Annotated in this window: 26 protein-coding genes; 2 read left to right on the forward strand and 24 right to left on the reverse strand. The window is 45.0% G+C overall.

Translation table 11 applies throughout. The features are described from left to right. Window positions 1-3 precede the first annotated feature (3 nt). The 3 genes from sdaAB to ACQXR1_RS09510 form a co-directional block, all read right to left on the reverse strand. Window positions 4-666 (reverse strand): L-serine ammonia-lyase, iron-sulfur-dependent subunit beta, encoded by a 663-nt coding sequence (gene sdaAB, locus ACQXR1_RS09500; protein ID WP_304592715.1) that lies wholly within the window; start codon window positions 664-666, stop codon window positions 4-6. 138 nt (window positions 667-804) lie between these two features. Further along, a complete protein-coding gene (locus ACQXR1_RS09505; RefSeq protein ID WP_430772031.1) occupies window positions 805-2,466 on the reverse strand; it encodes a DAK2 domain-containing protein in 1,662 nt (553 codons plus the stop codon). 15 nt (window positions 2,467-2,481) lie between these two features. Beyond that, complete coding sequence (locus ACQXR1_RS09510) at window positions 2,482-2,844, reverse strand: Asp23/Gls24 family envelope stress response protein (RefSeq protein ID WP_014663939.1); 363 nt, start codon at window positions 2,842-2,844, stop codon at window positions 2,482-2,484. A 276-nt stretch (window positions 2,845-3,120) separates the two neighbouring features. Between ACQXR1_RS09510 and rpmB the strand changes: the two genes are divergently transcribed. After that, window positions 3,121-3,309 (forward strand): 50S ribosomal protein L28, encoded by a 189-nt coding sequence (gene rpmB / locus ACQXR1_RS09515; RefSeq protein ID WP_003221548.1) that lies wholly within the window; start codon window positions 3,121-3,123, stop codon window positions 3,307-3,309. A 72-nt stretch (window positions 3,310-3,381) separates the two neighbouring features. Here the strand turns inward: rpmB and spoVM are convergent, their stop codons facing one another. From spoVM to ACQXR1_RS09600, 17 genes are all read right to left on the reverse strand, one after another. Beyond that, entirely contained in the window at window positions 3,382-3,462 is an 81-nt protein-coding gene (spoVM, locus tag ACQXR1_RS09520; protein ID WP_003221545.1) for a stage V sporulation protein SpoVM, read from the reverse strand. A gap of 72 nt (window positions 3,463-3,534) precedes the next feature. Then, the gene (locus tag ACQXR1_RS09525; RefSeq protein WP_041521333.1) at window positions 3,535-4,179 is read right to left on the reverse strand and encodes a thiamine diphosphokinase; all 645 of its coding nucleotides are present in this window, start codon (window positions 4,177-4,179) and stop codon (window positions 3,535-3,537) included. A gap of 76 nt (window positions 4,180-4,255) precedes the next feature. Next, on the reverse strand, window positions 4,256-4,906 hold the full coding sequence (gene rpe, locus ACQXR1_RS09530) for a ribulose-phosphate 3-epimerase (protein WP_069840339.1): 651 nt from the start codon (window positions 4,904-4,906) through the stop codon (window positions 4,256-4,258). 4 nt (window positions 4,907-4,910) lie between these two features. Further along, window positions 4,911-5,807 carry a ribosome small subunit-dependent GTPase A gene (gene rsgA, locus ACQXR1_RS09535; RefSeq protein WP_014663935.1) on the reverse strand — a complete coding sequence of 299 codons (897 nt, stop codon included), beginning with the start codon at window positions 5,805-5,807 and terminating at the stop codon, window positions 4,911-4,913. 14 nt (window positions 5,808-5,821) lie between these two features. Next, on the reverse strand, window positions 5,822-7,768 hold the full coding sequence (prkC, locus tag ACQXR1_RS09540; protein WP_069840341.1) for a serine/threonine protein kinase PrkC: 1,947 nt from the start codon (window positions 7,766-7,768) through the stop codon (window positions 5,822-5,824). Beyond that, entirely contained in the window at window positions 7,762-8,526 is a 765-nt protein-coding gene (prpC, locus tag ACQXR1_RS09545) for a protein-serine/threonine phosphatase PrpC (protein WP_014663933.1), read from the reverse strand. Before prpC ends, prkC begins: the two co-directional genes overlap by 7 nt. A gap of 6 nt (window positions 8,527-8,532) precedes the next feature. After that, window positions 8,533-9,624, reverse strand: coding sequence for a 23S rRNA (adenine(2503)-C(2))-methyltransferase RlmN (gene rlmN / locus ACQXR1_RS09550; RefSeq protein ID WP_014663932.1), 1,092 nt, complete (start codon window positions 9,622-9,624; stop codon window positions 8,533-8,535). A gap of 3 nt (window positions 9,625-9,627) precedes the next feature. Continuing rightward, the gene (rsmB, locus tag ACQXR1_RS09555; protein WP_326273985.1) at window positions 9,628-10,971 is read right to left on the reverse strand and encodes a 16S rRNA (cytosine(967)-C(5))-methyltransferase RsmB; all 1,344 of its coding nucleotides are present in this window, start codon (window positions 10,969-10,971) and stop codon (window positions 9,628-9,630) included. After that, entirely contained in the window at window positions 10,958-11,911 is a 954-nt protein-coding gene (gene fmt, locus ACQXR1_RS09560) for a methionyl-tRNA formyltransferase (RefSeq protein WP_430772032.1), read from the reverse strand. The genes rsmB and fmt overlap by 14 nt, the downstream gene beginning before the upstream one ends. Window positions 11,912-11,915: 4 nt before the next feature. Next, window positions 11,916-12,398: a peptide deformylase gene (gene def / locus ACQXR1_RS09565; RefSeq protein WP_430772033.1), complete on the reverse strand. Its 483-nt coding sequence runs from the start codon at window positions 12,396-12,398 to the stop codon at window positions 11,916-11,918. Window positions 12,399-12,424: 26 nt separating this feature from the next. Then, window positions 12,425-14,842, reverse strand: coding sequence for a primosomal protein N' (gene priA / locus ACQXR1_RS09570; protein ID WP_430772034.1), 2,418 nt, complete (start codon window positions 14,840-14,842; stop codon window positions 12,425-12,427). After that, on the reverse strand, window positions 14,839-16,059 hold the full coding sequence (coaBC, locus tag ACQXR1_RS09575) for a bifunctional phosphopantothenoylcysteine decarboxylase/phosphopantothenate--cysteine ligase CoaBC (protein ID WP_168780906.1): 1,221 nt from the start codon (window positions 16,057-16,059) through the stop codon (window positions 14,839-14,841). Before coaBC ends, priA begins: the two co-directional genes overlap by 4 nt. Window positions 16,060-16,139: 80 nt before the next feature. After that, window positions 16,140-16,343: a DNA-directed RNA polymerase subunit omega gene (gene rpoZ / locus ACQXR1_RS09580; RefSeq protein ID WP_003221520.1), complete on the reverse strand. Its 204-nt coding sequence runs from the start codon at window positions 16,341-16,343 to the stop codon at window positions 16,140-16,142. A gap of 3 nt (window positions 16,344-16,346) precedes the next feature. Next, on the reverse strand, window positions 16,347-16,961 hold the full coding sequence (gmk, locus tag ACQXR1_RS09585; protein WP_003232083.1) for a guanylate kinase: 615 nt from the start codon (window positions 16,959-16,961) through the stop codon (window positions 16,347-16,349). Window positions 16,962-16,968: 7 nt separating this feature from the next. Continuing rightward, window positions 16,969-17,238 (reverse strand): extracellular matrix/biofilm regulator RemA, encoded by a 270-nt coding sequence (gene remA / locus ACQXR1_RS09590; protein ID WP_003154355.1) that lies wholly within the window; start codon window positions 17,236-17,238, stop codon window positions 16,969-16,971. 76 nt (window positions 17,239-17,314) lie between these two features. Then, window positions 17,315-18,190 (reverse strand): YicC/YloC family endoribonuclease, encoded by an 876-nt coding sequence (locus tag ACQXR1_RS09595; protein WP_069838787.1) that lies wholly within the window; start codon window positions 18,188-18,190, stop codon window positions 17,315-17,317. 82 nt (window positions 18,191-18,272) lie between these two features. After that, window positions 18,273-20,945, reverse strand: a complete 2,673-nt coding sequence (locus tag ACQXR1_RS09600) for a calcium-translocating P-type ATPase, SERCA-type (protein ID WP_430772035.1) — start codon at window positions 20,943-20,945, stop codon at window positions 18,273-18,275. 121 nt (window positions 20,946-21,066) lie between these two features. Between ACQXR1_RS09600 and rqcH the strand changes: the two genes are divergently transcribed. Continuing rightward, on the forward strand, window positions 21,067-22,779 hold the full coding sequence (gene rqcH / locus ACQXR1_RS09605) for a tRNA modification protein RqcH (protein ID WP_430772036.1): 1,713 nt from the start codon (window positions 21,067-21,069) through the stop codon (window positions 22,777-22,779). A 39-nt stretch (window positions 22,780-22,818) separates the two neighbouring features. Here rqcH and sirC read toward each other — a convergent pair whose 3' ends face one another. From sirC to cysC, 4 genes are all read right to left on the reverse strand, one after another. Further along, window positions 22,819-23,307 carry a precorrin-2 dehydrogenase gene (sirC, locus tag ACQXR1_RS09610; protein WP_205440620.1) on the reverse strand — a complete coding sequence of 163 codons (489 nt, stop codon included), beginning with the start codon at window positions 23,305-23,307 and terminating at the stop codon, window positions 22,819-22,821. Beyond that, complete coding sequence (gene sirB, locus ACQXR1_RS09615) at window positions 23,288-24,073, reverse strand: sirohydrochlorin chelatase (protein WP_430772037.1); 786 nt, start codon at window positions 24,071-24,073, stop codon at window positions 23,288-23,290. Before sirB ends, sirC begins: the two co-directional genes overlap by 20 nt. 1 nt (window position 24,074) lies before the next feature. Continuing rightward, on the reverse strand, window positions 24,075-24,848 hold the full coding sequence (gene cobA / locus ACQXR1_RS09620) for a uroporphyrinogen-III C-methyltransferase (protein WP_014663921.1): 774 nt from the start codon (window positions 24,846-24,848) through the stop codon (window positions 24,075-24,077). Window positions 24,849-24,947: 99 nt separating this feature from the next. After that, complete coding sequence (cysC, locus tag ACQXR1_RS09625) at window positions 24,948-25,541, reverse strand: adenylyl-sulfate kinase (RefSeq protein ID WP_014663920.1); 594 nt, start codon at window positions 25,539-25,541, stop codon at window positions 24,948-24,950. Between the last annotated feature and the right edge of the window lie 11 nt (window positions 25,542-25,552).

A 25,552-nucleotide genomic window follows, 5' to 3' on the forward strand; every position in this document is an offset into this window, starting at 1 on the left:
TCGCTAGTCAGCAATCTTTGTCACTTGAATAATATTCGGCAGCTTTGACAGCTCGTCGAGAATATGGTCGTCAATATTTTGATCGACCTCTATTGTCATCAGCGCAAGCTGGCCGATATCTTTCCGGGCTACTTCCATATGTCCTACGTTGATTGAAAATTTCGCCAGAACATTGGCAACACCGGCGATGGTGCCAAATTTGTCATTATGAACAACTAATATGGCCGGATGATTTCCTGACAGCCGGAGTTCAAAACCATTCAATTCTGTGATTTCGATCTTTCCTCCGCCAATCGAAATACCCGTCAGCTCAAGCTCTCCCTTTTCATCAGAAATGGTGATTTTGGCTGTGTTCGGATGGACCGGAACTGCGTCTTCAACCCGAAACTCTATATGAATTCCTTTATCTTCTGCAATTTGTATAGCGGTTTTAATCCGTTCGTCGAATGTATCAAAATCAAGCAATCCGCCGATAATCGCGACATCTGTGCCGTGGCCCTTATACGTTTCCGCAAAAGACCCGTAAAAAGATACGAGGATGCGCTCAGGCTCTCTGCCAAATAAACTTCTGGCCACTCTCCCGATTCTGGCAGCTCCCGCTGTATGAGAGCTGGACGGACCGATCATAACCGGACCGATAATATCAAAAACGCTTCTGTATTTCATGCTATTCCTCCTTATGAACCAGAGCTTATTAGCGCTTTGCTTCTAGACTAATTGATCAGATATAAAATGGCAAGCGGGCGCGTTACAGCGCTGCCGCATTTAAAAGCAGACATAAGAATAGAAGGGCAATTTGCCCTTCTATTCTGCAGAAACGATATACGAATACAGCGGCTGTTTCCCATTGTGGATCTCAACCTCAATCTCCTCGTACTTATCACTGAGAAATGCTTCAAGCTGCTCGGCTTCTTCCCGAGACGCATCCTCACCATATAGAATGGTCACGATTTCATCGTCTTCTCCGATCATTTCTGACAGCAGCATTTTCGCGGCTGACAGCTGATTTTCAGAAGTGCCGATAATCGTTCCATTTAGAATGCCCATAAAGTCGCCTTTTTTAATATCTTTACCGTCAATATGAGTATCTCTGACTGAATACGTCACCTGTCCGCTTTTTACTTGCTGAATGGCGCTGAGCATATTGGCCTTGTTCGCTTCAGCTTCTTGATCCGGGTTAAAGGCCAGCAGTGCTGACATCCCTTGTGGAACCGTTTTGGCCGGAATGACTAAAACCTGTTCATTCATTACGCTGGCCGCTTGGTTAGCAGCCATAATAATGTTAGAGTTGTTCGGCAGGATAAACACCGTTTCTGCATTTACAGACTTCACGGCTTCGACGATATCCTCAGTACTCGGGTTCATCGTCTGACCGCCTTCAATCACAACAGAAGCGCCGATGCTTTTGAATAGGTCTGAAATTCCTTCCCCCATCGCCACAGTTACAATGCCATACGGCTGTTTTGCCGGCGTTTTTTCGTTGCCAGCGGGCTTGCTTTCTTGACTGATGATAGAGGTATGCTGTTCTCTCATATTTTCTATTTTTATTTTGATCAATTCACCGTAATGCTGGGCGTAGTTTAACACGTTCCCAGGCTCTTCAGCATGAATATGAACCTTCGCCAGCGATTCATCCGCAATCACGAGCAGTGAATCACCGAACTGGCTGAGGTCTTGTCTGAACGTACCTTCATCGAATTCTCTTTTTGCCTGATCAAGCCTCACCATCACTTCGGTACAGAAACCAAATTCAATATCTTCGGTATTCATCATGCTTTGGGCGCTCTTGTGATGCTCCGCGTTGACCATGTCGTCAAGTGACGGAAGAACTGCTTTCTGAGGTACAGCTTCACCTTTTAATGAAGCAAGGAAACCTTCATACACACAAAGCAGACCTTTGCCCCCACTGTCGACAACTCCTACTTCCTTTAGAACAGGAAGCAATTCAGGGGTGCGGTTTAAAGACGCCTCCGCTTCTTCTGTCACTGCAGTCATCAGTGCAGTGATATCGGTTTCTTTTTCTGCTAAGGCCATCGCTTTTTTCGCAGCGTCTTTTGCAACTGTTAAAATGGTGCCCTCTACAGGTTTCATGACAGCTTTATACGCCATGTCTACACCTGCTTGCAGTGCAGCTGCAAATTCCAGCGAATTAATTTCTTTTTTCGATTCAATGCTTTTGCTGAATCCGCGGAACAATTGGGACAGGATGACTCCTGAATTTCCACGCGCTCCCATGAGCAGTCCTTTAGATAACGCGGTGCCCACCTTCCCGATATCATCCGTATCCATTTGTTCAACTTCTCTTGCTCCGGAAGTCATCGACAGGTTCATATTTGTTCCCGTATCACCGTCCGGCACAGGGAACACGTTCAGCGCATCAACTGCACTGGCGTTTTGAGACAGATTCTGCGCTCCCGCAAGAATCATCTCGGCAAAGGTTCTGCCGTCTAATGTTCTAATAGACAATCCTACTCCTCCTAACTACGGGTTCGTCACTCGTACGCCTTGGACATAAATATTGACCGAGTCCACTGCGAGTCCGATGGTTTGATTTACTGTGTACTTTACTTTTGTTTGGACATTATGTGCCACTTCAGAAATTTTCGTGCCGTAGCTGACTATGATATACATGTCGATATGTATCTGTTCTCCTACTTGGCGAACTTGGACACCCCTGCTGAAATTCTCTTTCCGAAGGATTTCAGTCAGTCCGTCTTTAATCTGGTTTTTAGAAGCCATGCCGACAATGCCGTAGCAATCAACAGCCGCGCCTCCTGCAACCATTGCGATGACTTCATTAGATATATCAATCTGCCCGTACTTCGTTCTTAATTCAATGGACACACTATTTCCTCCTTCGAATGCATAGAGTTACAGCTATTCTACTATATGGTTTCCATTATGAAAAGACCAGGCAATAATTGCTGGCCGTACCTCTACATATACTATAGCGCTGCTGTTTCCGCAAGATGTCAAGTGAATTTTCTTGAAAGATGATGAAACAATAGTTGCAAACGTTTTTTAGCTGTGGTAAATTATTTAAAGTATCCATATCGAAAGCATCTAAGATCATATGAATGTTAAAAAGTAGATGTTTTGTGCAAGTGAGGAGGGAAACAAATGGCACGTAAATGCGTTATCACAGGTAAAAAAACAACAGCTGGGAATAACCGTTCTCACGCAATGAACGCTTCTAAGCGCACTTGGGGCGCGAATCTTCAAAAGGTTCGTATCCTTGTGAACGGAAAACCTAAAAAAGTATATGTATCTGCTCGAGCTTTGAAATCCGGTAAAGTTGAGCGTGTATAACAAAATGAACGCCTGCCTCAATATGTGGCAGGCGTTTTTATGTGGTGAAAGAGGGCTTTGAACCCCTGGGCATTAATCTTTTCTAAATGAGCCCAGCATCGCCCGGACAATTCCTCCTAAAAACTTCGGCAATTTAATGGTGTAAAATTTCATTTTTTGTCCCCTCCTATAACGTCCCGTAACCACCTTGTTCATTGTTTTCAGCAAATGAATGAAAGCACATGCTTAATCCGTGCTTCTTATCATTATTAATATGCCTTTTGCAAACGAAAAAGTACCTCGTGAATGAATGAGTTCGTTACTAATACATAGTGTTGAACCGAGCGTAATATGACAATTATTTAGAGGATATTTAAAACCAGTCAGAGTCAGCTCATGTATTTCTTCAGAAAACGGTATGAAGGAGATATATCGCTTATTTTCATCCTTCTCAATATCATATTCACCAGGAGGGAACATTTGAATATGATTTTGTTTGTCTATCAGCCTAATTTTTATGTTCGTTTTTACACCTCTAAACAGAAGCTGAATGTTTCCTAAAAAATGATCAGCTCTGCCGCCTGTAATGCCGAAAATCTGAATGATATCCGGATGCTTTTCCAGCGCCCAATCAAGGGCGAGGTCTAAATCTGTTTGATCTTTTTCTGCTTGATACACATGAAGGGCGGGAGCGGCTTGTTCTATCCGCCGGCGTTCTTGTTCTGTTATGCTGTCAAAATCTCCGAAGGCTTCAACAGGAATGATCCCGGCATCTAAAAGAGTGACGGTGCCTTTGTCAACACCGATCCAAAGCGCGTGTTCATCCGAATAGCCGGTTAGATCGGGAATGAGATTATTCGGGCCTCCCGCAACGATATTAATTGTTTTCATCTCTGATTCCTTTCTCTGCATACAGGAAAAAGAGCTTAGGCTATTGTATGCCCAGCTCTTTTCTAAAGCTGTTTATTTATTTTCCTCTGATTTCAGAAATTGCTTTTTTGCGGTCAGACTGGCCATAAACAGCTGAACCGGCTACGAGTAAATTCGCGCCCGCTTCAATAACTAGCGGAGCGGTTTCTTTGTTGACGCCGCCGTCTACTTCAATTAAGAGATCTTTTTTTCCTTTTTCATCCGCCATTCGCTTAACCTCTTTTATTTTAGGAAGGACTGAATGAATAAATTTCTGTCCGCCGAACCCTGGGTTCACCGTCATTAATAGAACAAGGTCGAGATCATCGAAAACATGCTCGATGACTTGTACAGGAGTATGCGGGTTTAGAACAACACCGGCCTTCACTCCTTGCTCTTTAATAAGCTGGATGGTACGGTGCAGGTGCGGACATGCCTCAGCATGCACAGACAGGATATCTGCGCCGGCTTTCGCAAAAGCCGGGATATAGCGATCGGGCTCTTCTATCATTAAATGAACATCGAGCGGCAGATCCGTTACCGGCCGGACTGCTTCTACAATCAGCGGACCGATTGTGATATTCGGGACAAAATGGCCGTCCATAACATCAATATGAATATAATCAGCTCCGCCTTTTTCTACATCTTTAATCTCATTGCCTAAAGAAGCAAAATCAGCGGAAAGAATAGATGGTGCAACCTTTATCATTATGCTAATACCTCGGCTTTCTGTCTTTAATCTCCGTCATAAATTCAACATAATGGTCATAGCGGTACTGCTTTATTTCACCGTCTTCAACAGCTTGTTTCACCGCACATTTCGGCTCTTTTAGATGTAAACAGCCTCTAAATTTGCATGAAGAGCTTTTTTCTCTTATATCTGGGAAGGTATAGCCCAGTTCTTCTTCCTCAATGTCTGTAAATTCAAGCGAGCTGAAGCCTGGCGTATCCGCAACCAAGCCTCCGGACGTGTGTATCAGCTCCACGTGGCGGGTTGTGTGTTTCCCGCGGCCCAAATGCTCGGAAATCTCGTTTGTTCTTAATCCGAGCTCGGGACTGATCGCGTTGAGAAGCGAGGATTTTCCAACACCGGATTGACCGGCAAATACCGTTGTTTTATCCTGAAAATGCGGGATGATGTCCGCTAAACTGTCTTGGTCCTTAGAGGAGGTAAGATACACGTTATAACCAATATTCCGATAGTCTTCTGCGTAGGCTTGTATCGTATCTTCTGTATCTTGATCATCAATCAGATCCATTTTAGTAATGCATATGATCGGCTGAATATCATTGGCTTCGACGAGAACCAGGAAGCGGTCGAGCAACGCCGTGCTGAAAGAAGGCTGAACCGCTGAGAAAACAAGGACCGCTTGATCAACATTGCAAATTGGCGGCCTGATAAGCTCATTGGTTCTTTCTTTGATTTCCATCAAATATCCTTCTTTGTCATTTTCAGCCTGATACACAACGTAATCACCGACGAGAGGAGTAATTTTGTTCTTTCTGAAAATGCCTCTCCCTCTGCATTGTATTACTTTATCTGAATCCTCTGATTCATCCAGTACATAGTAAAAGCCGCTTAGCGCCTTAATAATTTTGCCCTCAGGCATATTTTCCCTCCTTGTTATTCATCTTTTGGATACTCAATGGTTTTGTAGCTGACAACTTTATTGTTTACCATTACTTGATAGTACCCTTTTTGGCCGGGTTCAATCTTTAGTTCGATCGTTCGTTCAGTCGGCTCTTTTATCTTAAATTCTTCGTAAGTGTCAGAGATGCTGTGATCCGCATCGTCAACCGCGATTTGCACTTGAAGTTCGTCCCCTTCATTTTCTGGTTCATAGGGGATCTCGACCTTTTCTTTCACTGTTTTCGCAGGTTTTTTCTCAGGTCCTAGAGAGAATGTCACTTCCACTTCATTTCCCGGCTTTACTGCCGTACCTGCTGCTGGTTTTTGTTTGACAACCTGTCCTTCTGGAACATCATCTGAGTATGCTTCTTTTTCTACAAGCTTCAATCCGTTGTCTTCCAGATATCCAGACGCCGCTTCTTTACTGTAGGTTTTCAAGTCTCTAAGCGTAATGTCTTCGGGGCCGATACTGACTGTGAGTTTAACTTGATCTTCACTCGGGACAAGCTCAGTCCCTGCTGAAGGATTTTGGTCAATGACAGTGCCCGCGTTTTTCTCGTCATTCACTTCATTTACCGTTACATGTTTAAACCCTTGGTCCTTCAGCGCTTTTTTTGCCTGGTCGACCGTTTGGCCTGTCACATCACCGATCTCCGTTTTTGCTTTTCCGGTGCTCTTATAAAGGGTGACCGTGGCGCCTTCTTTGACTGTGGTTTCCGCTTTGGGATCCGTTTTTACCATCAGGCCCTCTTCAATTTTTTCATCTGAGATTTCCAACACCTCGGAATCAACTTGTAAACCTTCTTTTTCCAAGAGGCCTGCTGCTTTTTCGTATTCCATTCCGGAGACATCAGGTATTTTGACATCCTTAGGCATAAAAAGCGACGGAAAAACAGTGACAGCAAGAATTCCGGCCGTGATAAAAACGAGACATATCGTGAGCAAAACCCACGGCCACTTTTTTCTTTTGCCGTTTTTCTTTGTTTTATTTTCTTGTGCGGTTGTCAATTCAGCTTCTTTTTCGCCAGCAGCTTTAGCGAGTTCTTCATCTTTAATGATCGGTATCGCTTTTGTCATCTCTTCATCTTCTTGAATCGTAAATCTCTTTTCATTGAGTCTGTCAGCATCAAAAGCGGTTTTTATGTCAGCTTCCATGTCTTCAGCCGTTTCGTAGCGATGAAAAGGGTCTTTGGCCGTTGCCTTTAGTATGATGTTTTCAACGCTTTGGGGGACTGACGGGTTCCACCTTCTAGTCGAAGGAGTTTCCGCTTGAAGATGCTTCAAGGCGATGCTGACTGCTGACTCTCCGTCAAACGGAATACGGCCCGTTAAAAGCTCAAATAGAACGATTCCAAGGGCATAAATATCCGATTTTTTTGTCGCTAAGCCGCCCCGGGCCTGTTCAGGTGATAAGTAGTGGACTGAGCCCAGGACAGAATTGGTATGGGTGATTGTGGTCGAACTTAATGCCGTCGCAATTCCAAAATCCGTTACTTTGATATTCCCCATGTGGTCAATCAAAATGTTATGCGGCTTGATATCTCTGTGAACAATCTGGTTTTGATGGGCATGAGCAATGGCTGAGACAATTTGCTCCATAATGTTCAGCGCTTCTTTAGGGTGAAGCGGCCCATTTGCTGTTATGTATTCTTTAAGCGTCATGCCTTCGACGTATTCCATGACAATATAATAAATATCATCTTCCTCGCCCAAGTCGTAAATGCTGACAATATTCGGGTGATCGAGGCTTGATGCGGATTGGGCTTCTCTGCGGAAACGCCTGATAAATTCATTGTCATTTGCATAGTCAAACCGCAGGATTTTGATCGCGACTTCACGGTCTAGAATAATATCCTCAGCTAAATACACGTTGGCCATTCCCCCGCCGCCTATGACGCGGAGAATTTGGTAACGCCCGCTGATCCGCTTGCCGATTAGCACTGATCTTCACCCTCTTCAACATGTAAAGCAAGCTCAAGCAAAACTGCTGTAATGTTGTCTTCTCCGCCATTCTGATTGGCTTTGTCCACAAGCAGGTTTACTTTTTCCTGAGGAGCTGAATCGCTTTGCAGGATGTCTTTTAACTCAGTGCCTTCCACTTTATTCGTCAGTCCGTCAGAACACAAAAGCAGTTTGTCTCCGGGTTCGATGTCAAAGGAACGTGTGTCGATGCTGACTGACTGGTCTGTTCCAAGCGCCTTCGTCAACACATTTTTTCGCGGATGATGTTCAGCATCTTCTCTGGAAATCTCTCCAGTACGAACCAGTTCATTTACAAGCGAATGGTCTTCTGTCACTTGAATGAAATCATCGTCCTGAAGCAAATAGCATCTGCTGTCACCGATATGGGCAACAGAAACCGTTTTCCCCGTAAATAGCGCACATACAATCGTCGTCCCCATGCCTTGGCATTCTTCGTGGGCTTGAGCGTGATCGTATATTTTGCTGTTTACTGAAAGAATCTGTTCAATGAGCCATTTTTCACATTCCGAGGGCGCTTGTGGAATTGTCTCTGCTTCATTCCATTTCTCCCCCATGGCTTTCACAGCCATCTTGCTCGCAACATCTCCAGCAAGATGGCCGCCCATGCCATCAGCGACAACCGCTAATACAAATTCATCTTTCCCCTTGAATATCCCCGCATCATCTTCATTATGCTGGCGGATTTTTCCTGTATCTGTTTTTAAGGCTGTTAACAACCCTCATCACCTCGTCTCGTCTTGACGCTCCTTCGCGCGAAGCTGACCGCAGGCTGCGTCAATATCATGTCCTTGCTCTCTTCGGATTGTGACATTTACTCCACGGGATTTCAATGTTTTTTCAAAAGCGAAAATCTGATCACGCGGTGTGCGCACATAGTCCCGTTCAGGCACGTAGTTTACCGGAATCAAGTTCACGTGGCATTTGACTCCTTCCAGCAAGTCGGCAAGCTCTTCGGCGTGTTCCACCTGGTCGTTTACGCCTCCAAACAGACCGTATTCAAAGCTGATGCGACGTCCCGTTTTATTAATATAATATTTAACGGCTTCCATGAGATCAGGCAGTTTATAGGCTCTGTTAATCGGCATCAAACGGCTTCTGATTTCTGTGTTCGGCGCGTGCAGAGAAATTGCAAAGTTAATCTGCATTTTCTGATCAGCAAATTCGTAAATTTTCGGGATGATTCCGCTCGTAGAGACCGTAATATGGCGAGCACCGATATTCAGGCCCTTGTCATGGTTAATGATTTTCAAGAAAGCGAGCATTTCGTTAAAGTTATCAAAAGGTTCACCGATTCCCATGATCACGACAGAGCTGACGCGTTCATCCGTTTCATCAAGAGCTTTTTGCACTTTAACTACTTGAGCGACAATTTCACCTGCTTCAAGGTTTCGTTTTAAGCCTCCAAGCGTTGACGCGCAGAATGTGCAGCCAATACGGCAGCCGACTTGTGTCGTTACACATACAGAATTGCCATACTCGTGTCTCATTAAAACGGTTTCGATGGTATAACCGTCATGAAGCTCAAACAAAAACTTCATCGTACCGTCTTGAGAGGTTTGTTTAACAGCCGTTTTCAGCGTTGTTAACACAAAGTGAGTGTTTAATTTCTCACGCAGATCCTTTGACAGGTTTGTCATTTCTTCAAAAGAAGATACGCGTTTTTCATATAGCCATTCAAAGATCTGAGCTGCCCGGAACGGTTTCTCCCCGTTGTCTGTCAGCCATTGTTTGATTTCATCTAATTCAAAAGAATAAATAGACGGACGCTCTGTCCGCAACTCTTTTCTTACTTTTGTTTTATTAAGTTCTGCCATTGCTTATCCCTTCTTTCTCATGCTGCAAATAAAGAAACCATCTGTTCCGAAATAATGAGGAAGGATTTGCAGCCTTCCATCCCGAACAAAGGGTCTCGCCTTTTCGGGCAGCCGCTTTTCAAGAGACAAATCGGGTTCAAAATCAGGATGTTCTTGTATAAACGCATGTATTACTTCATCATTTTCTGTCCGGTCCATTGTACACGTACTGTAGACAAGAGTGCCACCTTTTTTTACTAATGGTGCGATTTCCCTCAGGATCGACAGCTGGATTTCAGCTAGACGCGCGCTGTCATCAGGCTTTTTCGTGTATTTCATGTCCGGCTTTCTTCTGATAACGCCGAAACCAGAGCACGGGGCATCAACCAATATCCGGTCAAACTGTTCGTTTTCAAACGTTTCCCCTGCTTTTCTTGCATCCATTGTCTCCGCATGAATGATTGTCAGGCCAAGACGGTCTGCCGCTTCTTTGATCAACTTCACTTTATGTTTGTGAAGATCAAGCGACGTAACGCTCCCCTTGTTCTTCATTAATTCTGCGATATGAGCCGATTTGCCGCCAGGCGCCGCACACGCGTCAAGCACTGTTTCATCAGGCTTAGGATCAAGGGCGCGGGCGACGAGCATGGAGCTCTCATCCTGGATGGATACTTCGCCGTTTTGGAAGAAATGAGTTCCGGCAATTGATCCCTTTAAGAGCTTCACAGCATCCTCAGCGAGATCGCCTTTTTCAACTTCGATTCCCTCAGCAGCCATTTGATCAAGCAGCTCAGCTCTGTCTGCTTTCATTTGATTGACACGCAGCGTTTGCTTCGGCGGTAGGAGGTGGATACGGCAAATCTTTTCCGCCGCGTCAAACCCATACGCATCCGCCCACTCTTTCACAAGCCATTCCGGATGGCTTGTTTCTGTCGCCAGCCGACGTACAGGATCTTCGATGGCGTCAAAGGTTGGAACACCTTCGCGCTGGATAGAACGAAGCACGCCATTGACAAAAGAAGCAATGCCTTTGTGTCCGCGGATTTTAGCAATCTCAACCGCTTCATGGATGGCTGCCCTATCTGGAATCTTCTCCAAATATTCCATTTGATATAAGGATAGGCGAAGAAGCTGAATCACCCACGGCTTTACCTTTTGAGGCTTATTGATAAATGGTTTAAGCATATAATCAAGCGCGATTTTGTTTTGTAATGTCCCATAGACAAGTTCAGTCAAAAGCCCTCTGTCCTGATCACTCAGTTCATTTGATTTAATGACCGATTTCAGCAGCAGATTGCTGTATGCCTGGTTTTGTTCTAATTTGATGAGCGCTTCAAGGGCGATGTCACGAACACTAGTTTTTTTCATTATTTACTCCTAACACATCTCCGGCTTCAACATGAGCGCCCCGCACAAAGTCCTCGCCTTTCATGCGTTTTTTGCCGGCCGGCTGAAGCTCAGTTAATAACAGGGCCGTATCATTACCTGTGGAAACGATAATCCCTTCCTTTTCAACTGCAACGACTGTGCCGGGCTCAGCTGTTGTAGGTGCTTGTGTTTTTTTCGACGCCCACACTTTTAAGTTTTGTCCGTTTAGAGTTGTATAAGCAACAGGCCATGGATTTAATCCGCGGATCTGGTTGTAAAGCTCTTCGCCCGTTCTGGACCAGTCGAGCAGTTCTTGCTCTCTTTTGATATTAGGCGCGTACGTCGCTTTCTCTTCATCTTGCTTTTCGGGTGATATGCTGCCGGCAATGACGTTTGGAACCGTTTCAGACAATAGCTTCGCCCCAGCAACGCTTAATTTATCGTGCAGCATTCCGACATTATCGGTTTCTTCAATGTTCACTTCCACTTTTGAGATCATGTCCCCGGCATCCAATTTTTCTACCATATACATAATGGTAACCCCGGTTTTCTTCTTTCCCTGCAAAATAGAGTAATGGATCGGAGCCCCGCCGCGCAGTTCCGGCAAAAGAGACGCGTGAACGTTAATGCAGCCGTATTTCGGGCTGTCGAGAAGCTCCTTAGGCAAAATTTGTCCGAATGCCGCCGTTACAATAAGGTCAGGCTTTAATGCCAGCACTTTTTCAATTTCTTCTTTCAATCTGACTTTTTCCGGCTGAAGAACCGGGATGCCGTGACGCAATGCCTCTTCCTTGACCGGAGGAGGTGTCATCACTTTTTTTCTGCCTTTCGGACGGTCCGGCTGTGTGACGACCCCCACTACTTCATATCCGTCCTCAATCAAGGTTCTTAAAACAGGAACTGAAAAATCCGGCGTCCCCATAAATACGATTCTCGTCATCAAATCATCCTTCCATATCCGCTAGTTCATCTTCTGTATAGTATTTACTGATTTTAGATGTAAACAGCACACCGTCTAAGTGGTCCATCTCGTGCTGCACGGCTCTCGCCAGAAAGCCTCGCGCTTCCAGAATGAACGGTTTTCCCTGACGGTTAAACGCACGCACTTTGACATAATCAGCACGTGTAACATCACCATAGACGCCAGGAAAGCTCAGGCATCCTTCAATTCCGGTTTGCTCACCGCTTTTCTCTAAAATTTCAGGATTAACGAGATCAATTCTGCCTCTGTCATCCCCGATATCTACGACAGCCACTCTTTTTAAGACGCCGATTTGCGGCGCCGCCAGTCCGACTCCATCCATTTCAAGCATGGTGTCGTACATATCATCAAGCAGTTTTCTTAGCTTTTTATCAAAAACAGTCACGCTTTCCGTCGGTGTTTCCAAAACCTCCGCCGGATGTGTGACGACCTTTTTTACTGCCAATTTGTTACCCTCCAAGACGTGAGATCTTACATCATCATATAAGGATTCATATCAATTGAAATCATTACATGCTTTTGTTCAATTTCGCGTTTATAATGTTCCAGTATCTTCTTCAATAAAGCGGATAACTGGGTTTCCTGTTTGTATTTTATCACGCATTGATAGCGATATCTATCTTTGATCCTGGCTATCGGCGACGCGCTAGGCCCGAGAATTTTCGTGTCAGCTCCGCAGTTTACTTTCAAAAAATGAGCGATTTTTTCAGCTGTAACCGCTGCTTTCGCCACTTCCTCATGAGAAACCGTCACAAGAGCCAAAAAGTAGTAGGGCGGATAGGATTGCTCTCTCCTGTGCGCCATTTCATGCTGATAGAACGTTTCATAATCATGCGTTTTCGTCAGCTGGATACTGTAGTGGGACGGTGTATACGTTTGAATGGTGACATGGCCGGGCTTTTCATGCCTGCCTGCCCGGCCGCTGACTTGCGTTAACAGCTGAAATGTTTTTTCAGCCGATCTGAAATCAGGAATATGAAGTGTTGTATCGGCACTTAACACTCCGACAAGCGTGACATTCGGAAAATCAAGTCCTTTCGCGATCATTTGCGTTCCGAGAAGAATATCCGCTTTTCCTTCTCCGAAAGCTGACAGTAGTTTTTCATGGGCGCCTTTCCTTGATGTCGTGTCAACATCCATCCGAATCACTCTCGCATTTGGCAGCACTTTTGTCAGCTCTTCCTCCACTCGCTGTGTTCCCGTTCCGAAAAAGCGGATATGCTCGCTTGCGCATTCAGGACAAGTATGCGGAACAGGCTCTTCATGTCCGCAATAATGACATTTCAGTCTTTGGCCATAACGATGATACGTCATGGAAATGTCGCAGTGCGGACATTGCGGGACATAGCCGCAATCCCTGCACATCACAAAGGAAGAATAGCCTCTTTTATTTAAAAACAGCACCGCCTGCTCACCCTTGGCAATCGTTTCTTCAAGCTTTTCCATCAATTCAACAGAAAACATCGAGCGATTGCCGCTTCGAAGCTCCTCTCTCATATCGACAAGCGAAACCTCAGGCATCACTTGATGGTTAACGCGGTGCTTCAGTGAGAGAAGCTCGTACACGCCCTTTTGCGCCCGTGCATATGACTCTAATGTCGGCGTAGCACTGCCTAATACAACCGGGCAGCTGTGATGCTCAGCCCGCTTGATTGCCACCTCTTTAGCGTGATAGCGCGGCATTTCTTCCTGTTTATAAGAAGACTCGTGCTCTTCATCGATGATAATCATTCCGAGATTTTCAAACGGAGCAAAAATTGCGGATCTGGCACCGACGACAAGCCGTACTTCCTTCCGGTGGATTTTACGCCACTCGTCATATTTTTCCCCTGTGGATAAACCGCTGTGCATGACTGCCACCTTGGAGCCGAAGCGGCCCTTAAAGCGATTGACCATTTGCGGCGTCAGCGATATTTCCGGTACGAGGACGATGGCTTCTTTTCCTTTCGCCAGTACTTTTTCAATTGATTGCAGATAAATTTCCGTTTTTCCGCTGCCTGTCACGCCGTGAAGGAGGAACACTTTATGCTCATCCTTATCCAATGTCTCGCGTATGGGCTCAAAGGCAGCTCTCTGTTCGTCTGTCAGTGGCAGCGGCTCTGTTTTTTTGAACATTTTATCCTGATAGGGATCTCTGTAGACCTCTTCATAGCTTTCCCTCAAAAGCCCTTTTTGGATAAGGGTTTTGATGGTCGCAGAGCTCGCGTCCGTTCTTTTGCACAAGTCCGCCGCAGGGATTTTCACACCTTCTGGCTCAGAGATGAAAAAGTGAAGAATCGCCTGCTGCTTGGCTGCTTGACGGGACAATCCCTCAGCCTGCTTAGCAAGCTCTTCTTTACTCGCATTTGCCTGAATATGCCTCACCATTTTTTTATTTGTTTTTTGCGCGACTTTATAGGTTACGTCTATGCTCCCTTTTTGAACATGCTTTTGAATCAGTTTCAACGTATTATGATCGGGTATATCTGAATACAGCAGCGTCTTTGTTTCAGAAAACAGCCGCTCCACTTGCGGCGGAAGCTCAGCTCCGTTTGCAATTTTTAATTCTTTTTCATATTTTGCCTTTAATGCGGCAGGCAGCATTGCTTGAAGTGCCGTTATTTTAAAAGACAGCGTTTTGTCGGACAGCCATGATGACAGATCCATAAGCTCCTCTGTCAGAACAGGTGTAAGATCTAATAAATCCTCTACTTCCTTGACAGATTTCCCCGATAGGTCAGATGCTTCTTTGACTGCTGTTACAAACCCCTGAATCTTTCGGGGGCCAAACGGAACAATGACCCGCATCCCCGTTTTGATCATACCCTTGAGATGGTCTGGGATTTTGTAATCAAAAGGCCTGTCTATATTTTTGGTGCTGACATCCACGATGACCTCTGCAAAATTCATGTTCTTTCTCCGGTTTGTTTTGAGAGGGCTGCGATCTCCTGAAGAATTTCAAACGAAACATCGAGCTTAGACATGATCGGAAGTTCGCGCTTATGCCCGTCTTTGAAAAAGATTGTCACAATATTCGTATCAGCACCAAAACCGGCCCCATTTGCTTTCACATCATTTGCCACAATCATATCAAGATTTTTAGCGGCGAGCTTTTTACGTGCATAGTGTTCAATGTCTTGTGTTTCAGCGGCAAATCCGACTAAAATCTGCTCTTTCTTTTTCTCGCCCAATTCTTTCAAAATATCGACCGTTCTTTTCAGTTCTAAGGTCATACCGCCGTCTTGTTTTTTCATTTTATGGTCAAATACTGTTTTTGGCGTAAAATCGGCTACCGCAGCTGTTTTGATGACAATATCGCTTGCTTCATACACAGAGAGCACAGCTTCGTGCATATCCGCAGCCGATTGAACAGGGATAAACTGAGCAAGTCCTTTAGGCTGATCAAGTGAAACAGGGCCTGAAATTAAGGTTACCCGTGCGCCGAGCCGGACGGCAGCCTCCGCTAATGCGTAGCCCATTTTGCCCGTCGATTTATTGGTAAAAAACCGGACAGGATCAACCGCTTCCCGCGTTGGGCCGGCTGTAATGACCACACGTTTGCCTTCTAAAGGAGCGGATGTTTCATCAGCAAAATGTTTTTCGGCCAGTTTTACGATATTTTCAGGCTCTTCCAATCTTCCTTTTCCGACGTAACCGCATGCTAAATAGCCCTCACTCGGCTCAATAAAACGATAACCGTCCTGATACAATACAGAAATATTTCGTTTGACTGCCGGGTGGTCATACATATGAACGTTCATCGCCGGCGCGATCCAAACGGGAGCCGTCGCTGCCAACAATGTTGTCGTCAGCATATCATCAGCGATGCCGTTAGCCAGTTTTCCAATCACATTAGCCGTAGCCGGCGCCACGATAATCAAGTCGGCCCAGTCTGCGGCGTCGATATGAGAAATGACTCTTGGATTTTGTTCTTTAAATGTATCTGTATAGACTTCGTGGCGGCTCAATGCCTGAAATGTCAGCGGTGAAACGAATCGGCAAGCTGATTCAGTCATAATCACTTTCACATTTGCTCCTGCCTGAACCAGCTTGCTCGTTAACGCACAGGCTTTATAAACAGCGATGCCTCCGCTCACGCAAAGTAACACATTTCGATTGTTAAGCAATGAATTCTCCCCCTCTGCACTTTACAAAACCGCACGGAAAAAAATAACAACCTACATGATATAGGTTGCTACTTGTGCTACTATTCGCGGTCTTCCTTTTCAAACGAAAGCAGGCCTGCATCAATTTCTTCTAAAGCTTTGCCTACATATTTGTGTGAAATCGTATGTTCAATCATTTGGTCTTTTTTGATTTGCATTTCACGGGCACGTCTCGCAGAAACAGTCACGAGCGTGTATTTGGAATCTAATTTATTCATTAAAGAATCAATTGACGGATCTAACATTGATTATTCAACCTCCAGCATTTTCTTATATCTTGGTGCAACACGTTCACGCTTCAAATGTTCAGCAAGAACGATTGCTTTGATTTTATCGCAAGCCGTTTCTACATTATCGTTTTCAACGACATAATCATAAGCATCCATCATTTCAATCTCAGCTTTTGCGGCTTTCATTCGATTTTCAATCAGAGCGTCTGTTTCTGTGCCTCGTGTCACGATTCTGTTCTTCAGTTCAGAAAGGCTTGGAGGCGCAAGGAAAATAAACAGGCCTTCCGGGAAAGCATTTCTCACTTGAAGAGCCCCTTGGACTTCAATTTCTAAAAAGACGTCTTTTCCATCTTGAAGCGTCTGTTCAACATAATCGACAGGCGTGCCGTAATAATTGCCGACATACTCTGCCCATTCAAGCAGCTTGTTGTCCGCAATCATTTGCTCGAATTCGTCTCTTGTTTTGAAAAAATAATCGACTCCGTTCACTTCGCCCTCTCTTGGACTTCTAGTGGTTACTGAAATCGAATATTCAAATTTTGTGTCTTCCTGCGAAAAAATCGCTTGCCGAACCGTTCCTTTACCAACTCCTGAGGGACCTGAGAGAACGATTAATAACCCTCTTTCTTTCATGCGGCAATTACCCCTGCCCTTCATCCATAATTTCTTCTTTAACAGAAAGTCTGTGTGCAACTGTCTCAGGCTGGACGGCAGATAAGATAATGTGATCACTATCCATGACGACAACTGCACGGGTTCTTCGTCCGTATGTAGCGTCAATTAGCATTCCGCGGTCTCTTGCATCCTGGATCATTCGTTTGATTGGCGCAGACTCCGGGCTGACAATCGAAATCATCCGATTGGCGGAGATTATATTGCCAAATCCGATATTAATCAGTTTAATCGTCATCTTCTACGTTCCCCCTGTAAAATAGACGTCTCTAGTTTAGCCTAGTAAGACCGTCTGTAAACAATACGCACAGTCACTATTCTATATTTTGCACTTGTTCTTTTATTTTTTCAATAGAACTTTTCATTTCAACGACAAGCTTTGTGATCTGATGATCATTTGCTTTTGAGCCGATCGTATTTGCTTCCCGATTGAGCTCCTGAACGAGAAAGTCGAGTTTGCGCCCGACAGCTCCGCCACTAGCTAATATATCACGAAACTGGGCGAAGTGGCTCTTCAGCCTGGTAATCTCTTCAGTAATATCAGAGCGGTCTGCAAAAATAGCGCATTCTGTTACAAGCCGGCTCTCGTCTAATACATCTTCAGTCCATTCTTTGATTCTGGCGTACAGCCGTTCCCGGTAACGAGATACGACATCTGCAGCAAGCAATTCAGTTTCTCTCACCAGCTCATCAAGCTGATCAATATGCATCAGGCAGTCTTTCGCTAAGAGCAGCCCCTCTTTTTCACGCATTTCACAGAGACCTTTTACCGCTTCCTCTGCAGCATCGGTGATCAATGCCTCCAGCTTGTCATTTTGCGTCTGTTCTTCATGAACCTGGACGACGTGATCAAGCTTAAAGAAATCCATCACATCGGGCTCAGCAGACAATTGATACCGCTTCTTCATATCTCTCGCAGCTGCGACAAACTCATCGAGCAGCGGCCAATCAATCTCAAGCTTTTTCTCAACAAGCATATCACTGTCAACAGATACGAAAAGCTCAATTCTTCCGCGCTGGATATGCTGCAGAATGGTCTGTTTCAGCTTATCTTCAAAATATAGCAAAGGCCTTGGCAAACGAGCGTTCACTTCTTTAAATCTGTAGTTTACGGATTTAAGTTCTACGCTTACAGAGAGATCATCTTGTGTTTTGCTTGCACTGCCGAAGCCTGTCATACTTCGTATCATTTTAAAACACCCAATTCTTCCCTGTTCTCATAATAAAAGGGCAATAGACATGCTATTACCCCTAAGATTATATCATATGGATTTATTTTTTTCTTGTTAAAAGTGACCCCGCCAGCAAAAAAGTAGGGATGGCGGACATACCGATGACGAGCATCCAGTCTCCCGGGGTGATGGCTACGGTATGGAAAATCGGCTGAAGCGGCGGATAGTAGATCACGACAAGCATCAGCAAAATGGATGACAATACCGCACCGATTAAATACAGGTTTTGAAACGGATTTCTGGAGAAAACAGAAGTCTCGCTTCGACAGTCAAAAACGTGAATAAGCTGAGCCAGCACCAATGTTGCAAATGCGATCGTCTGGGCATAAGCCAAATTTTCCGGGTTGCGGTGGTACACAATGATAAATGCTAAAATAGTGGCAGCTCCGATTAAAAATCCTCTGGAGACGACCTTCCACCCTAGCTTGCGGGCAAATACCCCTTCTTTCGGATGACGGGGCTTGCGCTTCATTACGTCTCCTTCCGGCTGATCCATGCCGAGCGCCATTGCCGGCAATCCGTCCGTCACCAAGTTGACCCACAAAATCTGAATCGGAACGAGCGGCAAAGGAAGGGCGAGGAGCATCGCAAACAGCATGACAAGGATTTCTCCTACATTAGAAGCCAACAGGTATCTAATAAACTTTCTGATATTTTCGTAGATGTTCCTGCCTTCTTTTATCGCTGATTTAATCGTCGCAAAATTATCATCCACGAGCACAAGAGATGATGCTTCTTTAGCCACATCTGTCCCGGTAATGCCCATAGAGACGCCGATATCAGCTTGTTTAATGGCAGGGGCATCATTGACGCCGTCTCCCGTCATCGCCACGATATGCCCGTTCTCCTGATAGGCTTTTACGATTTTCAGTTTATGCTCAGGAGAAACGCGGGCAAATACATACACATCCTCTACTACATTAGAAAGCTCTTCTTGAGAAAGTTCATTCAGCATTTTCCCATCCATAATTTTTCCGCTTTTCGGAAGGAGGCGCAGATCTTTCGCTATCGCTTTAGCGGTCTCCACATGATCACCTGTAATCATGACGGTCTTAATTCCCGCTTCACGGCACTCTTTAATCGCCTGTCTGACTTCCGGTCGCGGCGGGTCAATGATACCTGAAAGGCCGAGCATCGTCAGATCTTTTTCCGCCTGCTCCATTGACGGTGTTTCGCCTGCTTTTATCGGCCTGTAGGCGACCGCTATCGTTCTGAGCGCCTGAGATGCCAAATGTCTTAATACCGCCTCTGTTTCTGCTCTTCTTTCATTTGAAAAAAGAGCGGCTGAGCCGTCATAATAAATACGGGAAGATCGCTGCATCAGTACATCCGGTGCACCTTTTGTAATGATATAGCGCTTTCTGTCCTGATCCTCTACGATGACAGTCATCATTTTCCGTGCAGAATCAAAAGGAAATTCTTCAATCACCCTGTAGTTTGATTCTACAAACTCCTTTGAAAAACCGCCTTTTCTTGCCGCGGTGAGCAGCGCCCCCTCTGTCGGGTCTCCGTCAAGCACATATTCACCGTCTCTTTTCTCAATATTGGAGTTGTTACAGAGCGCCCCGAACAAAAGCATCTGCTGAAGCGGCTTATGTTCATTGATACTGACCTCTTTTTCGTTCAGTGTGAAGCTTCCTTTCGGTTCATACCCGGCCCCTGTCACTCTCCATATTTTCCCTCCGGACCACACATGTGTCACCGTCATTTTGTTTTGGGTCATTGTCCCTGTTTTATCTGAACAAATGATAGACGCACACCCAAGCGTTTCAACAGCAGGAAGCTTTCTAACAATGGATTTTTGTTTAATCATCCGCTGTACACCAAGCGAGAGCGCCACGGTGACAATCGCCGGCAGCCCCTCTGGAATGGCGGCTACCGCTAATGAGACACCCGCTAAAAACATGCTGTACAGATCATGCCCCTGAATAACACCGACAGCAACAACAAGAACGGTCAGAAGCAATGCAACAACAATCAAAATCTTCCCAAGCTGCTCCAATCTTCTTTGCAGCGGGGTTGACAGCGTCCCTGCCGATTCAAGCATGTCGGCAATTTTCCCCATTGCTGTATTCATCCCTGTCCCGACGACAACCCCGACACCGCTGCCGCGGGTCACAATCGTTCCCATAAATGCCATATTGGTAATATCGCCAAGTGAAACATCCGGTTTTTTCAGTTTATCAGCCTGCTTCACAACCGGGATTGATTCCCCGGTGAGCGCTGATTCTTCTATTTCAAGGCTTCTCGCTTCAACAATTCGAACGTCCGCGCCAATCCTGTCCCCGCTTGTAAATTTCACAATATCCCCCGGCACAAGTTCCTTAGAAGGAATCTTTGTCCAGCTTCCTTCCCTGAGTGCCATGACATGCGGTGTTGAAAGCTCTTTTAAAGCTTGAAGAGATTGCTCAGCTCGCCTTTCTTGAAAGAAACCGAGTATGCCATTCACAAACACAATCGCAATAATCGCAACCGCATCTACATATTCACCAAGAAATCCTGAGATTAACGTTGCCGCCAGAAGCACAAGCACCATAAAATCTTTGAACTGCGCGAAAAACAAGAGAAGCGCTGACGTTTTTTTCCCTTCTTGCAGCTCGTTTGGCCCATGCTTGTCAAGGCGTTTTTTCACTTCTTTTTCTGTTAATCCTTGTTTCATGGACGTATTGGTTGCTTCTAGTAAATCTGTTTGTCCCATTTCATGAAACTTCATTCCGCTCGTCCACTCCCCTGCTCTCTTATAGAGATATCACTCTATAAGCATGCTTATTCTGACTCGTCCCATTTCATGCTATAATTATCGAATGCAGGAAGAATGAGAGGGTGTATTGCATATGTCGTTTGATGGCATGTTTACATACGGAATGACACACGAACTTAACGAGAAAATAATGGGTGGACGAATTACAAAAGTCCATCAGCCATATAAGCACGATGTGATTTTCCACATCCGTGCCAAGGGAAAAAACCAAAAACTATTATTATCGGCACATCCGAGCTATTCACGGGTGCATATCACGACACAAGCCTATGAAAATCCAAGTGAACCGCCAATGTTTTGCATGCTGCTGAGAAAGCATATCGAAGGCGGATTCATTGAGAAAATCGAACAAGCGGGCTTAGACCGCATTATGATTTTTCATATCAAAAGCCGAAACGAAATTGGCGATGAAACCGCACGAAAGCTTTATGTAGAAATTATGGGCCGCCACAGCAATATTATTTTGACCGATGCTGCAGAAAATGTGATCATCGACGGACTTAAGCATTTATCGCCGTCAATGAACAGCTACCGTACAGTACTGCCCGGCCAAGATTATAAGCTTCCGCCTGCCCAGGACAAAATATCACCGCTTGAGGCGTCAGAAGATGATATTTTGCGTCACCTCAGTTTTCAAGAAGGACGGCTTGATAAACAAATTGTCGACCACTTTTCAGGGGTGTCTCCGCTTTTCGCCAAAGAAGCGGTTCACAGAGCTGGCCTCGCCAACAAAATCACACTGCCAAAAGCGTTGCTGGCACTGTTTGCCGAAGTAAAAGAGCACCGTTTCATTCCCAACATTACGACTGTAAACGGCAAGGAATATTTTTATCTGCTGGAGCTGACTCATCTAAAAGGCGAAGCGCGCCGTTTTGATTCATTAAGCGACCTGCTCGACCGTTTTTATTTCGGAAAAGCTGAACGAGACCGGGTCAAACAGCAGGCTCAAGATCTCGAGCGGTTTGTTGTCAACGAACGGAAGAAAAATGCCAACAAAATCAAAAAATTAGAGAAAACACTGGAGTATTCGGAAAATGCGAAGGAATTCCAGCTTTACGGGGAGCTTTTAACCGCTAATTTATATATGCTGAAAAAAGGTGATAAACAGGCTGAGGTCATCAACTATTATGATGAAGAAAGCCCGACGATCACGATTCCTTTAAACCCGAACAAAACACCTTCCGAAAATGCCCAGGCCTACTTTACGAAGTATCAGAAAGCGAAAAATTCGGTCGCGGTTGTAGCGGAGCAAATCAGGCTGGCACAGGAAGAGATCGAATACTTCGATCAGCTGATTCAGCAGCTTTCCTCCGCTTCTCCCCGGGATATCAGCGAAATCAGGGAAGAGCTTGTAGAGGGCAAATATTTACGCCCTAAACAGCAAAAAGGCCAGAAAAAGCAAAAAACGCACAACCCGGTGTTAGAAACATACGAATCCTCCTCTGGACTGATGATTTTAGTGGGGAAGAACAATCGCCAAAATGAATATTTAACGACAAGAGCGGCTGCCAGAGATGATATTTGGCTTCACACGAAGGACATTCCTGGCTCCCACGTTGTGATCAGAAGCAGCGAACCGGATGAGCAAACAATCATTGAAGCCGCGACAATTGCAGCTTATTTTTCAAAAGCTAAAGATTCAAGCTCCGTGCCTGTAGATTATACAAAAATCAGGCATGTCAAAAAACCGAACGGCGCGAAACCCGGTTTCGTCACCTATGACAGCCAGCATACCGTCTTTGTCACGCCAGATGCTGATACTGTCATCAAGCTGAAAAAAAGCTGAGCCGCATAAAGAAAAGCCAGAGCATTATTATGCTCTGGCTTATTTCTTTCTTCTCAATTGATAAAGCCTATCCACTTCAGCAACAAATTCGCCGTCAATCAGCTTATCCATGTTTTCAGCAAGCTCTTTTGTGTGCTTTGGACTGGCTCCGCTTGTAGAAACGGACACCGTGACATACCCTCTTTTTACGATTTTCGGCATATATACATTGCCAAGCTCAGCGTCACTGACACAATTGACAAGCTGAAAAGGCGAAGCGGATTGGGCAATTTCTTTGTTCACTGCCGCATCATCCGTCGCGGCAATAATGAAAAAAGCATTGAGATAATCTTCTTTTTCGATCGTCCGTTTTTTCCATTTGATGCGTTGATCTTCTGCCATTTGCTTGATTTCCGGTTCAACATCCGGACTGACAAGCGTTATATCAGCTCCTTCAGAAATCACCGTTTTCAGTCTTCTGAGAGCGATGCTGCCGCCCCCCGCAATGACGACCTTCTTCTTTTCCAGGCTAATGTGCAGCGGAAGCATATGAACCTCCGTCAAAATCAAATTGTCCCTCAGGGTTTGCCGCAGTTTCTTTCACACGGTTTAAAAATGCGCTTTTCACATAAGGGTGGAAACCGATATAAGAAGAAAGATAGACATTCGGATTATGAGCTTTTAATGTCTGAACCTCTCGTTCAATTTCATTCATCAGCATACCCGTAAAGAGCAAATACGGAACGATAAAGGTTGTTGTGCCGTCATCTTTTTCAAGTTCTGAAAAAACCTCTTTGTAATTCGGGCCGCATGCTGTCAAAAAGCACGGAATGACTTCCTTGACTGGAACCATTTCCTGAAGAAGATGAGCAATGCCAGTCACGTCTCTTTTGACATCTGGATCTGAACTTCCCCTTCCAATGAGCACCACTCTGGCATTTTCATACGGAACACCAATGTCTTTCATTCGATGATATACAGCCTTGACTACTTCTTCGTCAATCCCGATCGGCTTTCCGTATGATATATGGACTGACGGATATCGGGATGCAGCACGCGCAATTTCTTTCGGAATATCATGTTTTGCATGCGCAGCTGTTAAAAGAAGCAGAGGCACCACTGCGATATGAGTGGCGCCTTGCTTCACACATGCTTCAAATCCTGTCTCAATTGTCGGCTCCTGAAGCTCTAAAAAGCTGATTTCTTGTACTGGCACAGAGATGTGTGCCTTACACCCTTCCAAAAAGGCTGCGGCTTCTTGCTGAGCTTTTTTGACCCGGCTGCCGTGGCCGACATATAAAATTGCTTGTTTCATTTTACAACGCCTCGCTTAAATCTTGTTTTTTCAGTTCAGATTCAAACCATTCCAGCTTATAGTGATAATTTACAACATTTCCAATGACAATTAAACTCGGATTTGTAATGTTTTCTTTTATCACTGTTTCTGAAAGGGTGTCAACTGTACAAAAAACAGATTTTTGCTTGTCCGTTGTTCCCCAATGAATAAAGGCTGCCGGCGTAGAACCGTCCCGGCCGTTTTCAAGGAGTTTTCTTTCAATCTGCTGCACGTTTTTGATACCCATATAGATGACAAGTGTATCAATTCCTGTAGCCAGCGCTTTCCACTTTTCCTCAAAATCTTCATCACTTTTATAATGACCCGTTACAAATGCGACGTTAGAGCCCGCATCCCGATGAGTAACAGGAATCCCGGCATAAGCGGCTGCCGCGATTCCTGACGTAATGCCAGGGATGATTTCAAACGGTATGCCATTTTCAGAGAGGCATTCCGCTTCTTCCCCTCCCCTGCCGAACACAAAAGGGTCACCGCCTTTCAGTCTGACAACTATTTTCCCTTTTTGCGCATACTTCACAAGAAATCGATTGATGGTTTCCTGCTTCATCGTATGAAAATCTGGAAGCTTCCCGCAGTAGATCAGGTCTGCTTGCTCTTTGGCATATTGTAAAATCTCTTTATTTACTAATCTGTCATATAAGATAACATCAGCTTTTTCAATGGCTTTCAGCGCTTTAATCGTCAGCAGATCAGGATCACCGGGACCCGCTCCTACAATATATACTTTTCCCATCGTATTTCCCCCGATCTATTCGAGTTCTTCCAGAACATTCACTTGTGATGTTGTTCTCGCTTGCATTCCGGCATCTGAGAAGAACGCAGCAGATCATATTCAGCTCAATTTTTGTTTGACAAACTCGATCAGCTGATTTTTACACGCTTCACGGTCATGCTGTCCTGAATCAAGAACGAGCTCTGGCGCTTCCGGTTCTTCATAAGGAGAATCAATTCCTGTAAAAAACGGGATCTCTCCGTTTCTTGCTTTTTTATAGAGTCCTTTCGGATCCCTTTGTTCACAAATATCAAGATCACATTTAATGTATACTTCATTGAATTCGCCAACTTCCACAAGCTCGCGAACCTGTTGTCTGTCCTCACGGAAAGGAGAGATAAAAGCAGTAATGACAATGGTTCCCTGCTGAACAAAAAGTTTTGCCACCTCTCCGATTCGGCGGATGTTTTCTTTTCGGTCTTCATCAGAAAAACCAAGATCCTTATTTAAGCCGTGACGGATATTATCCCCGTCCAGCACAATGACTTGGTAGCCTTGCTCAAACAATTCTCTCGCAGCGGCGTTGGCAATGGTTGATTTGCCTGAGCCGCTTAACCCTGTCAGCCAGAGAATGGAGCTTTTATGCTTGTTTTTTTGCTGGTACTCTTCTTTTGTGATAGAGGCTTCATGCCATACAATATCGCGATTTGTCACTGCCAATCCTC

This window comes from Bacillus sp. ATD (assembly GCF_050585765.1).
GTDB lineage: Bacteria > Bacillota > Bacilli > Bacillales > Bacillaceae > Bacillus > Bacillus stercoris.

Coding starts and splice junctions, on each gene's coding strand:
- sdaAB (WP_304592715.1), bottom strand. CDS start 666: ATGAAATACAGAAGCGTTTTTGATATTATCGGTCCGGTTATGATCGGT.
- rpmB (WP_003221548.1), top strand. CDS start 3,121: ATGGCACGTAAATGCGTTATCACAGGTAAAAAAACAACAGCTGGGAAT.
- spoVM (WP_003221545.1), bottom strand. CDS start 3,462: ATGAAATTTTACACCATTAAATTGCCGAAGTTTTTAGGAGGAATTGTC.
- ACQXR1_RS09525 (WP_041521333.1), bottom strand. CDS start 4,179: ATGAAAACAATTAATATCGTTGCGGGAGGCCCGAATAATCTCATTCCC.
- rpe (WP_069840339.1), bottom strand. CDS start 4,906: ATGATAAAGGTTGCACCATCTATTCTTTCCGCTGATTTTGCTTCTTTA.
- rsgA (WP_014663935.1), bottom strand. CDS start 5,807: ATGCCTGAGGGCAAAATTATTAAGGCGCTAAGCGGCTTTTACTATGTA.
- rlmN (WP_014663932.1), bottom strand. CDS start 9,624: ATGGCAGAACTTAATAAAACAAAAGTAAGAAAAGAGTTGCGGACAGAG.
- rsmB (WP_326273985.1), bottom strand. CDS start 10,971: ATGAAAAAAACTAGTGTTCGTGACATCGCCCTTGAAGCGCTCATCAAA.
- fmt (WP_430772032.1), bottom strand. CDS start 11,911: ATGACGAGAATCGTATTTATGGGGACGCCGGATTTTTCAGTTCCTGTT.
- priA (WP_430772034.1), bottom strand. CDS start 14,842: ATGAATTTTGCAGAGGTCATCGTGGATGTCAGCACCAAAAATATAGAC.
- rpoZ (WP_003221520.1), bottom strand. CDS start 16,343: ATGTTAGATCCGTCAATTGATTCTTTAATGAATAAATTAGATTCCAAA.
- gmk (WP_003232083.1), bottom strand. CDS start 16,961: ATGAAAGAAAGAGGGTTATTAATCGTTCTCTCAGGTCCCTCAGGAGTT.
- remA (WP_003154355.1), bottom strand. CDS start 17,238: ATGACGATTAAACTGATTAATATCGGATTTGGCAATATAATCTCCGCC.
- ACQXR1_RS09595 (WP_069838787.1), bottom strand. CDS start 18,190: ATGATACGAAGTATGACAGGCTTCGGCAGTGCAAGCAAAACACAAGAT.
- ACQXR1_RS09600 (WP_430772035.1), bottom strand. CDS start 20,945: ATGAAGTTTCATGAAATGGGACAAACAGATTTACTAGAAGCAACCAAT.
- rqcH (WP_430772036.1), top strand. CDS start 21,067: ATGTCGTTTGATGGCATGTTTACATACGGAATGACACACGAACTTAAC.
- sirC (WP_205440620.1), bottom strand. CDS start 23,307: ATGCTTCCGCTGCACATTAGCCTGGAAAAGAAGAAGGTCGTCATTGCG.
- sirB (WP_430772037.1), bottom strand. CDS start 24,073: ATGAAACAAGCAATTTTATATGTCGGCCACGGCAGCCGGGTCAAAAAA.
- cobA (WP_014663921.1), bottom strand. CDS start 24,848: ATGGGAAAAGTATATATTGTAGGAGCGGGTCCCGGTGATCCTGATCTG.